Below are 13,506 nucleotides of genomic sequence, written 5' to 3'. Positions count from 1 at the left end.
AACGGGGCGCGAGACGAGTGAAGGTAAAATAAAGTGCCGTCGGTCCTACCTCACGAAAGACAGATGAAAAAATCGCCGAGCGTCCTCGTCATTGGCGGGGGGTCGACCGGCACGGGCATCGCGCGCGACCTCGCGATGCGCGGGCTGGACGTGACCCTCGTCGAGAAGGGGAATCTCACACACGGGACGACGGGGCGGATGCACGGACTCCTCCACAGCGGGGGCCGGTACGCGGTGTCGGACCAGCCGTCCGCCAAGGAGTGTATCGAGGAAAACCGGGTCCTGCGGCGAATCGCCGGCCACTGCGTCGAGATGACGGGGGGACTGTTCGTCCAGCGCCCCGAGGACTCCGACGAGTACTTCGAGAAGAAGTTAGAGGGCTGTCGCGAGTGCGGCATCCCCGCCGAGGTGCTGTCAGCCGAGGAGGCGCGCGAGATAGAACCGTACCTCGCGAAGGACATCAAGCGCGCCATCAAGGTGCCGGACGGCGCGGTCGACCCGTTCCGTCTCTGCGTGGCGAACGCCGCGAGCGCCGTCGAACACGGCGCGCGCATCGAGACGCACTCGGAGGTCACGGACGTGCTCGTCGAGGACGGCGAGGTCGTCGGCGTCGAGGTCACCCACCAGACCGGCACCGGGCCCTACGTCCACGGCGAACCCGGAGAAGTCGAGGAAATCCGCGCCGACTACGTCGTCAACGCGACGGGCGCGTGGGCCGGCCAAATCGGTGACCTCGCCGGCGTCGACGTCGAAGTTCGCCCCTCGAAGGGCGTCATGACCATCATGAACACTCGGCAGGTGGACACGGTCGTCAACCGCTGTCGACCGAAGGGCGACGCCGACATCATCGTCCCACACGAGACGACGTGCATCCTCGGAACGACCGACGAGGAGGTCGAGGACCCCGAGGACTACCCCGAGGAGGGCTGGGAGGTCGACCTGATGATAGAGACGCTGTCGGAGCTCGTTCCCATGCTGGCCGAGGCGCGGACGATTCGCTCCTTCTGGGGCGTCCGCCCGCTGTACGAGCCGCCGGGCACCGGCACGGAGGACCCGACGGACATCACCCGCGAGTTCTTCCTGCTCGACCACGACGACCGCGACGACCTGCCGGGCATGACGAGCATCGTCGGCGGCAAACTCACGACCTACCGGATGATGGCCGAGCAGATTTCGGACCACGTCTGCGAGAAGCTCGACGTGGAGGCCGAGTGCCGCACCGCCGACGTGCCGCTACCGGGCAGCGAGGACTTCACCGTCCTCCGCGACTACATGGACGACTTCGGCCTGCGGTCGCCCATCGGCCGCCGGTCGGCCCAGCGACTCGGCTCGCGCGCCGACGAGGTGCTCAACAGCGTCGACCCCAACCCGGTCGTCTGCGAGTGCGAGGCCGTCACCCGCGCCGAGATTCAGGACTCTCTCGACACCGCGGGTACGGAACTCAACTCCGTGCGCATCCAGACGCGCGCCTCGATGGGCAACTGTCAGGGCGCGATTTGCTGTCACCGGATGGCGAACGAACTCGCCCCCGAGTACGACGAGGAGACCATTCGCGCGTCCCTCGACGACCTCTACCAGGAGCGCTGGAAGGGCGAGCGCCACGCCATGTGGGGCACGCAGCTCTCACAGACCGCGCTGAAGCACATGCTCCACGCGGCGACGATGAACCGCGACGAGGACCCCGCGGCGGCCGACGCCGACATCGACTTCGCCGCCTTCGACGACGGCGGTGCCTCGGAGGGCGACGCCTCGGGCGTCGCGTCCGGCGGGGCGGTCGCGGACGGCGGCCGCGAGCGAACCGACCGCGCGGACGACGACGCGCTCGGAGGTGCCGATGGCGATAACTGACGACGTGCTCGTCATCGGCGGCGGCATCGCCGCCTGCACGGCCGCGCTCTCGGCCGCGGAGACGGGCGCTCGCGTGCGCCTGCTCGCCCACAAGAAGAGCACGCTCCGGCAGGCCAGCGGCCTCGTCGACGTGCTCGGCTACGCCGGCGGCGACGGTCCCCTCTCGGACCCCTACGCCGGCCTCGACGCGCTCCCGGAGGGACACCCCTACCACGTCGTCGGCGAGGACGGCGTCCGCGCCGGCCTCCGCATCTTCGACGAGGCGGTCGGCGACGCCTACCGCGGCGGCCACACCGACTCGAACGCGCTCGTGATGACTCACGGCGGCGCGGTGAAGCCGACCGCGCGCTACCCCGAGTCGGTCGCGCCCGGTCTCGCCAGCACCTCCGGCGACATGCTTCTGGTCGGCTTCGCGGGCCTCACGGACTTCGACGCGCCCGTCGCGGCCGACCACCTGACGGCCGCCAGCGTGCCGTTTTCGCCCCGCGGCGTCACCGTCGAGTTCCCCAAGCGGTTCCGCGCCGACGCGAAGGTGACGCGGTTCGCCAAGGCGCTCGACCGCGACGAGGACGTCGACGGCGGCACGGTTCGCTCGGCCCTCGCCGACACGGTCGCCGAGGAACTGGACGGCGAGTCGCGCGTCGGCTTCCCGGCGATGCTCGGCGACGACCACGACGAGGAGGTCCGCGCGGAGCTTTCGGACCGCCTCGGCGTCCCCGTCTTCGAGGTGCCGACCGGCCCGCCGAGCCTGCCCGGGCTCAAGCTCGAAGACATGCTGTTCGACGCGCTCGACGAGGCGGGCGTCCGAATCTCGGCGGGCAACCCGGCGGTCGACTTCGAGGCCGAAGACGGCCGCGTCGAGACGGTCGTCGTCGACCAGAAGAGCCGACCGACGCCCTACTCGGCCGACCAGGTCGTTCTCGCGACGGGCGGCCTCGTCGGCAAGGGCCTCGACTCCGACCGAGAATCGGTCACTGAGCCCGTCTTCGGCTGTCACGTCCCGCACCCCGAGGACCGCTACGACTGGTCCGAACCCGAGGCGTTCGGCGACCACGCGTTCGCGCGCTTCGGCGTCGTCCCCGACGACGAACTCCGACCGACCGGCGAAGACGGCGAACCGCACTTCGAGAACCTGCGCGCCGCGGGCGGCGTCGTCGGCGGTGCCGACGTGGCGCGCGAGAAATCCGCGAGCGGCGTCTCCTTGGCGACGGGTGCCGTCGCCGGCCGACTCGCGGGCGAGGAGGCAACCAGATGAGTGACGCAGAATCCCCAGGCAACCCGACGCTGACTCCCGACGCACAGACAGACGACTTCGAGGCCGTCGAGGTGTTCCCCGACAGCACCGACATGGACCTCCGACCGGGCGCGGACAACTGCTACAAGTGCACCGCCTGCGACGTGTCCTGCCCGGTCGCGGAAGTCGACGACGAGTTCCCCGGGCCGAAGTTCCAGGGCCCGGAGCAGTGGCGGCTCAAGCGCAAGGAAGACGAGGCCGTCGACGACTCCATCATGTCGTGTTCGAACTGCATGCGCTGTGACGACGCCTGTCCCTCGGGCGTCCCGCTCAGCCAGATGCACAACACGGCCCGCGGCGAGTACGTCGACGAGGAGATGGACAAGCTCTCGCGGGAGTACATCCGCAACCGCATCCTCGCCAACTACGGCACGCTCGCCCAGTTGGGCAGCATGTTCCCCCGGCTGGCGAACGCCGTCATGGGCAACTCGGTCGTCCAGCGGATAAACGAGAAGGTGCTCGGCATCACGGCCGAGCGCGACTTCCCCGAGTTCGCCACCCAGACGTTCCGCGAGTGGTGGAACGAACGCGGCGGCCCGCAGGTCCGCTCCGAGGAGAAGCGCGTCGCCTACTTCCACGGCTGTTACTCCAACTACAACACGCCCGAGGTGGGCAAGGCGATGGTCCGCCTCTTCGAGTCGTTCGGCTACGAGGTCGTCGTCCCCAAACAGCGCTGTTCGGGGACGCCGATGTTCGCGAACGGCATGCTCGACGACGCAAAGCGCGCCGCCGGCATCAACGTCGAGAACTTCGCGGGGCTCATCCCCGAGGGCTACGACATCATCGCGTCGTGTACCTCCTGTTCGATGTCGCTCCGCCAGGAGTACCCCGAACTGTTCGACATCGACGGCATCGAGGACCTCTCGGCGCACACCTACGAGGCGCTCGAGTACCTGCGCATCCACGAGGACCTCGAAAGTGAGGTTCGAGAAGCGTCCGTCGAGGACCAGTCGTTCGCGTACCACGCGCCGTGTCACGGCCGCAATCAGGGGCTCGACCGACAGGCGGTCGAGCTGTTCCGCCAGCTCGACGGCGTCGACATCGAGGACGTGGGTGACTCCTGTTCCGGCATCTCCGGCACCTACGGCTGGAAGGAAGAGAAGTACGACAAGTCGATGCAGATCGGCGCGGACATGTTCGACCACATGGAGCACGCCCAGGGGAACGTCGGCATGACCGAATGTCCCACCTGTTCGATGCAGATGGAGCACGGAACGGGCTACGACATCAAACACCCGCTCCAGCTCCTCGAAGAGGCGCTGGTCTGACACGCGCGCACGGCTGACGAACGCCTTCGTTCGAGCGCCGGACCACTCGAACGCCGTCGCGCTCGGCGCGCGCGACGATTCGACGGCGACTTTCCGGTGATTGTTGCTCATTAATCGCCGGATTTGTCCGTCGTTCGACCGAATCGTCCGTTTTGTCCGCCCGATTATGTCCTCGATTAAAACGGGTGAAATAGTGCCCGTGTGAAATAGTAGACGCCGTATTCCGGCGTTTCAGTCCCTATAGTGTGATTTTGCTCTCCACAATATGCAAGGCAGTAGTAAAGAAACATTTATCATATAATTTGTACACGTTTGTAGTGGTAGGACTCTCACACCGAGAGTTCGTATCGAGGTTGGTTAGAAATGTCAGGAGAAACTTACGTCGGTGCCATCGACCAGGGTACCACAGGCACGCGGTTCATGGTGTTCGACCACGACGGCAAGGTGGTCGCCAACGCCTACGAGAAGCACGAACAGATCTACCCAGAGCCCGGTTGGGTCGAACACGACGCGAACGAGATTTGGGACAACACGAAGAAGGTCATCGACGAGGCGCTCGGAAGCGCCGGACTCGACGCCGAGCAGTTGGAAGCCATCGGTATCACGAACCAGCGCGAGACGACGCTCATCTGGGACCGTGAGACCGGACAGCCGATTCACAACGCCATCGTCTGGCAGGACCGTCGAACGACCGACCGCATCGAGACGCTCGAGGCGGACGGCAAGACCGACGACGTGCGCGCGAAGACGGGTCTCGAACCCGACGCGTACTTCTCCGCGACGAAAGCCGAGTGGCTGCTGGACAACTCCGACCCCATCAAGCTCCAGCGCTCCCGACCCGAGGATATCCGAGACCGCGCCGCCGACGGCGAACTCGCCTTCGGGACCATCGACACGTGGCTCATCTACAATCTGACGGGGAACCACATCACGGACGTGACGAACGCGTCGCGGACCATGCTGTTCAACATCCACGACATGGAGTGGGACGACGAACTCCTCGACGAGTTTAACGTCCCCCGCGAACTCCTCCCCGAGGTCCGCCCGTCGTCCGACGACGACCACTACGGCGAGACCGACGCGGACGGCTTCCTCGGCGCGGAAGTCCCCGTCGCCGGCGCGCTCGGCGACCAGCAGGCCGCGCTGTTCGGCCAGACCTGTTTCGACGCCGGCGACGCGAAGAACACCTACGGCACCGGCTCGTTCATGCTGATGAACACCGGCGACGAGGCCGTCATGTCCGAACACGGCCTCCTCACCACCGTCGGCTTCCAGCGCTCCGGTGAACCGGTCCAGTACGCCCTCGAAGGCTCCATCTTCATCACCGGCGCGGCGATCGAGTGGCTCGAAGACATGACGCTCATCGACAACGCCGCCGAGTCCGAGAAGCTCGCTCGGTCGGTCGAGTCCACCGACGGCGTCTACTTCGTCCCCGCGTTCACGGGCCTCGGCGCTCCCCACTGGGACCAGCGCGCCCGCGGCACCATCGTCGGTATGACCCGCGGCACCCGCCGCGAGCACATCGTCCGCGCGACGCTCGAGTCCATCGCGTTCCAGACGCGCGACGTGGCCGAGGCGATGGAGTCCGACAGCGACATCGACCTCTCCAGCCTCCGCGTCGACGGCGGCGCGGTCAAGAACAACTTCCTCTGCCAGCTCCAGTCGAACATCCTCGACACGGAGATCGTCCGCCCGCAGGTCGACGAGACGACCGCGCTGGGCGCGGCCTACGCCGCCGGCCTCGCCGTCGGCTACTGGGAGACGCTCGACGAACTCCGCGAGAACTGGCAGGTCGACCGCGAGTTCGCCCCGAAAGACCCACAGAACGTCGAAGCGCGCTACGGCCGCTGGAAAGAGGCCGTCGACCGCTCGCTCGACTGGGCACGGGAGGAGTAACTCGTGTTCGAAGCATTCGCACTCCAGATTCCGGTCATCGGCGTCAGCGCCGAGCGGTTCGTCGTCCTCCTGCTCGCGGCGTTCGCGGGCGGGATGTTCGGCGCGGCCATCGGCGCACTGCCGTCGTTCATCTTCACCGGCTTCGTCGTGCTGCTCGGCGAGACGGCTGGCATCGTCATCCGACAGTTCGAAGGAGCCGACCTCATCACCGCCGGCGAACTCGGCACGGGTATCACCGGCAGCATCGGGTTCGGCCCGTTCGTCGGCCCGCACATCGCCTTCGCCGGCGGCGTCGCCGCCAGCGCCTACGCGGGCAAGCGGTACGCGGACATGAACCCCAGCGAGGGCGGCTACCACTTCGGTAAGGACATCACGTACGCGTTCGGCACGCAGCCCGACATCCTCGCAGTCGGCGGCCTCTTCGGCGTCCTCGGGCTCCTCATCTCCCGCGTCGCCGGCGGTATCGGCCTCCCGCTCGACAGCGTCGCGCTGTCCGTCATGACGACGGCGTTCATCGCGCGTATCGCCTTCGGCTACCCGCTCATCGGCTCGCCCGCCGGTAGCGGCCTCCTCGACATGTCGCCGTTCGAGAAGGGAACGATGCGCGGCGACGGCAGCGGTCGGCCCGCGACCGAACCGTGGCTTCCCCACCAGTACAAGTGGGTCAACATCGTCGTCATCGGTCTCGGAGCCGGTATCCTCGGCGGCTGGACGTGGCTCATCACGGAGAGCTTCTTCCTCGCCTACGGTATCTCCGCGGCCAGCCTGCTGTTCTTGAACCTCGGCGTCGAGAAGATTCCCGTCACCCACCACATCACCCTCGGTGGGTCGGCGTTCGGAGCCGTCGCCGCGCCGATGGTCGGCGGGAGCGAACCGCTCATCATCGTCGCCGCCGCGGTCGGTGGTCTCATCGGCGCGCTGCTCGGCGAAGTCACCCAGCGTGTCGCGTACGCCCACTCCGGGACCCACGTGGACCCGCCAGCGATGTCGATTACCATCTACTCGCTCATCATCGGCGTGCTGTTCCTGCTCGGGGCTATCCCCAACTCGGCGTACCTCGGACTCGGGCCCTAACGGCCCGGACGCCTCCGGCCCCGCACACGTCGTTCACGATTTTTCTTCGCCGCGTTCCGCAACCGGTAGCGATAACGCTCCCCGGTCGATACCGAACGTATGGAACGCATCGTCGCTGTCGTCCCGAAAGACGGCCTCCACGCTCGTCCCGCCTCGCAGTTCGTCGAGACCGCGAACTCCTTCGACGCCGACGTGCAACTCGGCCGCGCCGACGAGGACGACCTCGTCCCCGCCGCCAGTATGCTCGCCGTCACCGGCCTCGGCGTCGGACACGGCGAGGAGATTCGCCTCGTCGCGGAGGGCGACGACGCGGAAGCGGCGCTCGACGCCCTCGAAGCAGTGCTCTCGACGCCCGAAGCCGGCGACGAAGAATAGGAAACCCCGGTCCGGGTCCGCCGCGCCCCGCGGCGGTGTCTCTTCTCGGCACGCGTCGGCGACTGCGGCCGGGTCGCCAGCCGGTCGCTCAGTTCAGCTTTCGGTAGTCGCGGGCGTCCTCGGCGCGCTCGACGACCGAGTCGAGCGTCGCCTTCTTGCTCGTCGTCTCGACGGCCGCGTTGAGCGTCCCCTCCAGAATCGGCGCGTCGGCGATGACCGCCTCGGAATCCGTCGCCATCTCGATGGCGAGTTCCGCGTTCATCACGGCGCTGCCGAGGTCCACGAGGACGACGACGCCGTCGCCGTCGTCGGCCTCCTCGATGCCCTCGCGGATGCGGTCCGGCGAGGTTCCGATGCCGTCCTCGTCGCCGCCGGCGGGAACGATGCGGGCGTTGCCGCCGCCCATCTGCGCGGCGACCTCGGCGATTCCCTCGGCGGCCTTCGCGCTGTGCGAGACGACGACGAGGCCAATCATTCCGCTCTCCCGACAGCGTCTTCGGCCCGAGCGTCGCGGTCGACCTCGCCGTCGAGGTACTCCTCGGCCGTCTCAAGCAGCTCTTCGAGGATGAACAGCGTACTCGTCGCGCCGGGGTCCTGATGGCCGACCGAGCGCCAGTCGAGGAACGACGCGCGGCCCTTCAGCGCCTTGATGGGGACCGTGAAGGCGACGCCGCGCTCGGCCGCGTCGACGGCTTTGGCGAGGGCTTCGAGCGGCGGGAGGTCGTCCTGCTCGATGGACTTCTTGTAGGTGTGGACGGCGGGGACGAGCGCGTCGACCATCGTCTTCGCGCCGACCTGCGCGCCGCCGCGGTCCTTGACCTTGTCGAGGTACGCCTCGGCGAACGCCACCGACGTCTCGGCGGTGATGCCGCCTTCGAGTTCCTGACTGGCGAACATGATAGAGCCGCCGTAGAGGGGACCGGAGGCCCCGCCGACGTTCGAGATGAGCGTCGTCCCGACGTTCTTGACGACCTCGTTCGGCTCCATCTCGGCGAACTCCTCGCGCTTGTCGGCGGCCTTGCCGAAGCCGCGCTCCATGTTCGCGCCGTGGTCGGCGTCGCCGATGGCGGAGTCGAGGTCCGTGAGGTACTCCTTCTCCTCGGCGAGGCGCTCGGCGACGTTGTCGAGCGCGTCCAGCACCGCTTCGCGTTGTGTCTCTGCGTCAGCCATGGCTGTCCTTCGTCGGCCTGTCGTTAATCCCTTGTCCCGCGGGACTGTTCTGCCGCGAAAAATCGGTGGATGCGTCGGGAGTCGCCCCCGAACGTGCTCGGCGAGCGTCGCCGCTTACTCGGTGACGGTCAGGCCGGGCGTCTCAGCGGGCGCGCCGAGCAGTTCCTTCAGCTCGTCGTCGACGCGGAGTACGGAGACCGAACAACCCATCATGTCGAGCGAGGTCATGTAGTCGCCGACCCACGCGTCCCACGTCTCGATGCCGCGGTCGTCGAGGATGGACTGGAGCTTGCGGTTGACGATGTACAGCTCCGACAGCGGCGTGCCGCCCATGCCGTTGACCATCGTCACGACCTCCTCGCCCTCGTCGAGTTCGAGGTCGTCGAGGACGTTCTCGGTCAGGTGTTCGGTTATCTCGTCGGCGCTCATGATGTCGGCGCGCTCGGTGCCCGGCTCGCCGTGGATGCCGATGCCGAGTTCGATTTCGTCCTCGCCGAGGTCGAACGTCGGTTCGCCCTTCTCCGGCGTGACACAGGAGGTGAGCGCCATCCCCATCGTGCGCACGTTGTCGACGACCTTCTCGGCGACGGCTGTGACCGCTTCGAGGTCGCCGCCCGCGGCGGCCTTCGCGCCCGCGCACTTGTGGACGAAGATGGTGCCCGCGACGCCGCGACGACCGGACGTGTACAGCGAGTCCTCGACGGCCACGTCGTCGTTGACGACGACCTGCTCGACCTCGACGCCCTCCATGGCGGCCATCTCGGCCGCGGTGTCGAAGTTCATCACGTCCCCCTCGTAGTTCTTGACGACGCAGAGGACGCCCTCGCCCGCGTCCGTGGCCTGAATCATCTCGTTCAACTGGTCGGCCGTCGGCGAGGTGAACACCTCACCCGCCGCCGCGCCGTCGAGCATCCCCTCGCCGAGATAGCCCGCGTGCGTCGGCTCGTGGCCCGACCCGCCGCCGGAGACGACCGCGACCTTCCCATCGACCGGCGCGTCGCCGCGGACGAGGACGTTCGTGCCGTCGAGCCGGCGGAGTTCGGGGTGCGCCGCCACCATCCCGTCGAGCATCTCGTCTACGACCGCTCCGGGTTCGTTGATGAGTTTCTTCATGACTCACAGTCCATCACGGTCGATGAGGCCAAAAGTGTTGGTCAGCCGGAAGTCGAAGCCGGCGTCGTCTGCGAAAATCGAGGCACGTCACCCGCTATTTTGCGGGTGGTGGGCGCGGCGACCGAGTGACGGCCGACCGCCGCCAGCGACCGGGGACCGCGCGGGGCCGCCTCAGTCGAGCTGCGTGACCGCGATGGTCACGGACACGTCCTCGACGTCCCACGTCTCGACCGTCTCGCCGTCGGCGCTTCCGAGGTCGAGTTCGCGGGCGCGGACCTCCTCGGCGATGAGGTCGCGGTTCTCCTCGACGAAGCCGGCGACGCGGTCGTCGTCGACCGCGAGCGACACGTCGATTTCGGCCTCGACGTCGAGGTCGAGCTGTTTGCGCATCTCCTGGATGCGGCGGATGACGTCGCGGGCGTAGCCCTCGGACTCGATGTCGTCGGTGAGTTCGGTGTCGACGTAGACCGTGCCGCCCTCGAAGTCGGCTCCGGTGACGTGTTCCGGGGGTTCGGCGCGGTACGAGACCATCTCGTCTGTGAGGTCGTACGTCTCGCCGTCGACCTCGACGCCGGACTCGACTTCGGCGCGCGAGAGGCCCTCGACGGCCTCCATGATTTTCTGGGCGTCAGCGCCGAACTCCGGCCCGATGACGCTCATCTGCGGCTCCGCGGTCTCGACGAGCTCGTCGAAGCCCTCGACGACCTGCACGTCGCGGGTGTTCACGCGCTCCGCGAGGAGGTCCGAGAGGGCTCCGACCGCGTCGGCGACCTCGGCGTCCTCGGACTCGACGACGATGCGCGAGACGGGCCAGCGGAGCTTGCGACCGCCGAGCTGGCGGGCGTGCGCCGCGGCCTCCTCCACGTCGCGGAGGACGGCCATGTTGGCTTCGAGTTCCTCGTCGCGGCGCTCCTCGTCGGCCTCGGGGTACGACAGCATGTGGACGGTCGTCTCCGAGCCGTCGAGCCGCTGGTACATCCGTTCGGCCATGTAGGGCGCGTAGGGCGCGATGAGCCGGATGGACTCCGAGAGCACCGTCGAGAGCGTGGCGTACGCGCCGAGCTTCGACGCCGAGTCCTCCTCGTCCCACATGCGCTCGCGGATGGCCTTCACGTAGAAGCGCGAGACGTCCTGCGTGATGAAGTCCAGAAGCGTGTTGAGCGCGGTGGAGACCTCGTAGTCGTCCCACGCGTCCGCCATCTCGGCTTCGACGGTCTGGAGCCGCGAGAGCACCCACTCGTCGACGACGGTGAGTTCGCCCTCCGAGAGGTCGGCCTCGGCGGGGTCGTAGCCGTCGAGGTCCATGTACGGAAGCGGGAACCGGAAGACGTTCCAGAAGATGTTGAGCGTCGACTGGGTGTCGGCGAGGCCGTCCCACTCGAACGAGAGGTCCACGCCCTGCTGGTCGTGGCTGAGGAGATAGGCGCGAAGCGGGTCGCGGCCGGCGCGGTCGATGGCCTCCTCGGGCGTCACAATGTTGCCGACGGACTTCGACATCTTGCGGCCGTCCTTGTCGTTGGCGAAGCCGTGCATGATGACCTCCTTGTACGGCGACTCGCCGGTCGCGGCGGTGCCCATGCCGAGTTGCGACCAGAACCACCCGCGGGTCTGGTCGTGCGCCTCGATGATGAGGTCGGCGGGCCACAGCTCGTCGTAGGCCTCGGTCTCGCCGGGGAAGTCGAGCGTGCCCCACGTGGCGACCGAGGAGTCTATCCACACGTCGAACACGTCGGGAACGCGCTCGTAGGTCACGCCGTCTTCGGTGATGGTGATGGGGTCGACCGAGGGCCGGTGGAGGTCCACCGTCTCGGGGTCGACGTCCTGGTCGGCGCGCTCTGCGAGTTCCTCGCGGGTGCCGACGACAATCATCTCCTGTGCGCCCTCGGCGTCGGCGTCCTGCGGGACCCAGATGGGAAGCGGGATGCCCCAGTAGCGCTGTCGGGAGACGTTCCAGTCGGGCGCGTCGCTCACGAAGTCGCGGAAGCGGTTGTCGCGGGCCCACTGCGGGTGCCACTCGGACTCCTCGATGTTGTCGAGAAGCTGTTCTTTCACGTCCGTGACCGTGATGAACCACTGGTCGGTGGCGAGGAAGATGATGTCCGTGTCACAGCGCCAACAGTGGCCGTAGCGGTGGTCGTGCTCGCCGGCGTGGAGCAGGTGGCCGAGCTCGTCGAGGTCCTCGATGACTTCGGGGTTGGCGTCGCGGACGAAGGTTCCCGCGTAGTCGCCGCCCTGCTCCGTGAACTCGCCTTTGTCGTCGACGGGGACGAACACGTCCAAGCCGAGTTCCTGCCCGCGGGCGAAGTCTTCCTGACCGTGACCGGGAGCGGAGTGGACGAGGCCCGTGCGGTCGGCCTCGACGTAGTCGGCGGTGTACACCTGTCCCGCGCCCTCGAAGTCGGCGTACTCGGCGACCACGCCGTCGAGCGGGTGGTCGTACTCCCAGCCGACCATCTCCTCGCCCGTGACCTCCGAGAGGACCTCGTAGTCCTCGTAGCGGCCCTTCTTCAGGACCTCCTCGACGCAGGGCTCGGCGAGGTAGAGCACCTCGCTCTCGCCGTCCTTCTCGGCGCGGACCTCCTGGTACGTCATCTCGCCGTCGACGGCGACGAACGTGTTGGCGGGGATGGTCCACGGCGTCGTCGTCCAGATGACGAGGTTGCCCTCGCGGCCCTTCAGGGGGAACTTGACGTAGATGGACGGCGAGGTGATTTCGTCGTACTCGACCTCGTTTGCCGCGATGGCGGTCTGACAGCGCGGGCAGTAGTTGACGCTGCGCTTGCCCTGTTCGACCAGTCCGTTCTCGGCGACCTTCGAGAAGGCCCACCACGCGGACTCCATGTACTCGGGCGAGAGCGTCTGATAGGGGTTGTCCCAGTCCATCCACGCGCCGATGGACTGGAAGTCCTCGTCCATCGCCTCGCGGTTGCGGACGGCGAACTCCTTGCACTTCTGGATGAACTGCTCCATGCCGAACTCCTCGATGTCGCGCTTCGAGGTGAAGCCGAGTTCCTCTTCGACTTTGACCTCGATGGGGAGGCCGTGCATGTCGTAGCCGGGGCGGTCCGTGACCTGATGCCCCGTCATGCGCTTGTGCCGAATGACGGCGTCCTTCAGCGTCTTGTTCCACGCCGTGCCGAGGTGCATCTGGCCGGACGTGTACGGCGGGCCGTCGACGAAGAAGAACGACGGGTCGTCGGCGTGTGCCTCCTTCGTCGCCTCGTACGCGTCGTTCTCGTCCCAGTACTCGCCGACGACGGACTCCACGTCCGACGGCGTGTACTGGTCTGCGATGTCTTCCATACCCCGTCCTTCTCGCGGATATATATCAAAACGGCGGGTCTGGTCCGCGTCGGTCGGGCGTTCCGGCGGGTCCGACTCAGACACGGGAGACCCTCCGCTGTCGGCGGTCTGTTGGTCGCTGTCGATACGCCTGTCGGGTGTGGTGCGTGTGTCGCTCCATGGGAG

At 67.4% G+C, this 13,506-nt stretch carries 10 protein-coding genes; 6 read left to right on the top strand and 4 right to left on the bottom strand.

The annotated features are described in order from the left end of the window. Positions 1–63 precede the first annotated feature (63 nt). From glpA to ptsH1, 6 genes are all read left to right on the top strand, one after another. On the top strand, positions 64–1,848 hold the full coding sequence (gene glpA / locus DEQ92_RS00985; RefSeq protein WP_004976931.1) for an anaerobic glycerol-3-phosphate dehydrogenase subunit GlpA: 1,785 nt from the start codon (positions 64–66) through the stop codon (positions 1,846–1,848). Then, positions 1,835–3,103, top strand: a complete 1,269-nt coding sequence (glpB, locus tag DEQ92_RS00980; RefSeq protein WP_115820664.1) for a glycerol-3-phosphate dehydrogenase subunit GlpB — start codon at positions 1,835–1,837, stop codon at positions 3,101–3,103. Before glpA ends, glpB begins: the two co-directional genes overlap by 14 nt. After that, positions 3,100–4,410, top strand: a complete 1,311-nt coding sequence (locus tag DEQ92_RS00975) for an anaerobic glycerol-3-phosphate dehydrogenase subunit C (RefSeq protein ID WP_115820316.1) — start codon at positions 3,100–3,102, stop codon at positions 4,408–4,410. Before glpB ends, DEQ92_RS00975 begins: the two co-directional genes overlap by 4 nt. 363 nt (positions 4,411–4,773) lie before the next feature. Further along, positions 4,774–6,306: a glycerol kinase GlpK gene (gene glpK / locus DEQ92_RS00970; protein ID WP_050459082.1), complete on the top strand. Its 1,533-nt coding sequence runs from the start codon at positions 4,774–4,776 to the stop codon at positions 6,304–6,306. Positions 6,307–6,309: 3 nt separating this feature from the next. After that, positions 6,310–7,380 (top strand): hypothetical protein, encoded by a 1,071-nt coding sequence (locus DEQ92_RS00965; RefSeq protein WP_049905200.1) that lies wholly within the window; start codon positions 6,310–6,312, stop codon positions 7,378–7,380. Between the two features lie 99 nt (positions 7,381–7,479). Further along, the gene (gene ptsH1, locus DEQ92_RS00960; RefSeq protein ID WP_004976923.1) at positions 7,480–7,755 is read left to right on the top strand and encodes a phosphocarrier protein HPr; all 276 of its coding nucleotides are present in this window, start codon (positions 7,480–7,482) and stop codon (positions 7,753–7,755) included. Between the two features lie 88 nt (positions 7,756–7,843). On the opposite strand, the gene dhaM is transcribed toward ptsH1, so the two are convergent. From dhaM to ileS, 4 genes are all read right to left on the bottom strand, one after another. Then, positions 7,844–8,230: a dihydroxyacetone kinase phosphoryl donor subunit DhaM gene (dhaM, locus tag DEQ92_RS00955; protein WP_004976921.1), complete on the bottom strand. Its 387-nt coding sequence runs from the start codon at positions 8,228–8,230 to the stop codon at positions 7,844–7,846. Beyond that, on the bottom strand, positions 8,227–8,925 hold the full coding sequence (gene dhaL / locus DEQ92_RS00950; protein ID WP_004976919.1) for a dihydroxyacetone kinase subunit DhaL: 699 nt from the start codon (positions 8,923–8,925) through the stop codon (positions 8,227–8,229). The genes dhaM and dhaL overlap by 4 nt, the downstream gene beginning before the upstream one ends. Positions 8,926–9,039: 114 nt before the next feature. Continuing rightward, positions 9,040–10,038 carry a dihydroxyacetone kinase subunit DhaK gene (dhaK, locus tag DEQ92_RS00945; RefSeq protein ID WP_004976917.1) on the bottom strand — a complete coding sequence of 333 codons (999 nt, stop codon included), beginning with the start codon at positions 10,036–10,038 and terminating at the stop codon, positions 9,040–9,042. A gap of 171 nt (positions 10,039–10,209) precedes the next feature. Next, positions 10,210–13,341: an isoleucine--tRNA ligase gene (ileS, locus tag DEQ92_RS00940; protein WP_115804856.1), complete on the bottom strand. Its 3,132-nt coding sequence runs from the start codon at positions 13,339–13,341 to the stop codon at positions 10,210–10,212. Positions 13,342–13,506: the final 165 nt, after the last annotated feature.

Origin of the sequence: Haloferax sp. Atlit-6N, from assembly GCF_003383195.1 — an archaeon.
GTDB classification, from domain to species: Archaea; Halobacteriota; Halobacteria; order Halobacteriales; family Haloferacaceae; genus Haloferax; species Haloferax gibbonsii.
The sequence above is the reverse complement of the archived record's forward strand: the minus strand, read 5'-3'. Positions and strand labels throughout refer to the sequence as shown.

Coding starts and splice junctions, on each gene's coding strand:
- DEQ92_RS00975 (WP_115820316.1), top strand. CDS start 3,100: ATGAGTGACGCAGAATCCCCAGGCAACCCGACGCTGACTCCCGACGCA.
- glpK (WP_050459082.1), top strand. CDS start 4,774: ATGTCAGGAGAAACTTACGTCGGTGCCATCGACCAGGGTACCACAGGC.
- ileS (WP_115804856.1), bottom strand. CDS start 13,341: ATGGAAGACATCGCAGACCAGTACACGCCGTCGGACGTGGAGTCCGTC.
- dhaL (WP_004976919.1), bottom strand. CDS start 8,925: ATGGCTGACGCAGAGACACAACGCGAAGCGGTGCTGGACGCGCTCGAC.
- dhaK (WP_004976917.1), bottom strand. CDS start 10,038: ATGAAGAAACTCATCAACGAACCCGGAGCGGTCGTAGACGAGATGCTC.
- glpA (WP_004976931.1), top strand. CDS start 64: ATGAAAAAATCGCCGAGCGTCCTCGTCATTGGCGGGGGGTCGACCGGC.
- ptsH1 (WP_004976923.1), top strand. CDS start 7,480: ATGGAACGCATCGTCGCTGTCGTCCCGAAAGACGGCCTCCACGCTCGT.
- dhaM (WP_004976921.1), bottom strand. CDS start 8,230: ATGATTGGCCTCGTCGTCGTCTCGCACAGCGCGAAGGCCGCCGAGGGA.
- glpB (WP_115820664.1), top strand. CDS start 1,835: ATGGCGATAACTGACGACGTGCTCGTCATCGGCGGCGGCATCGCCGCC.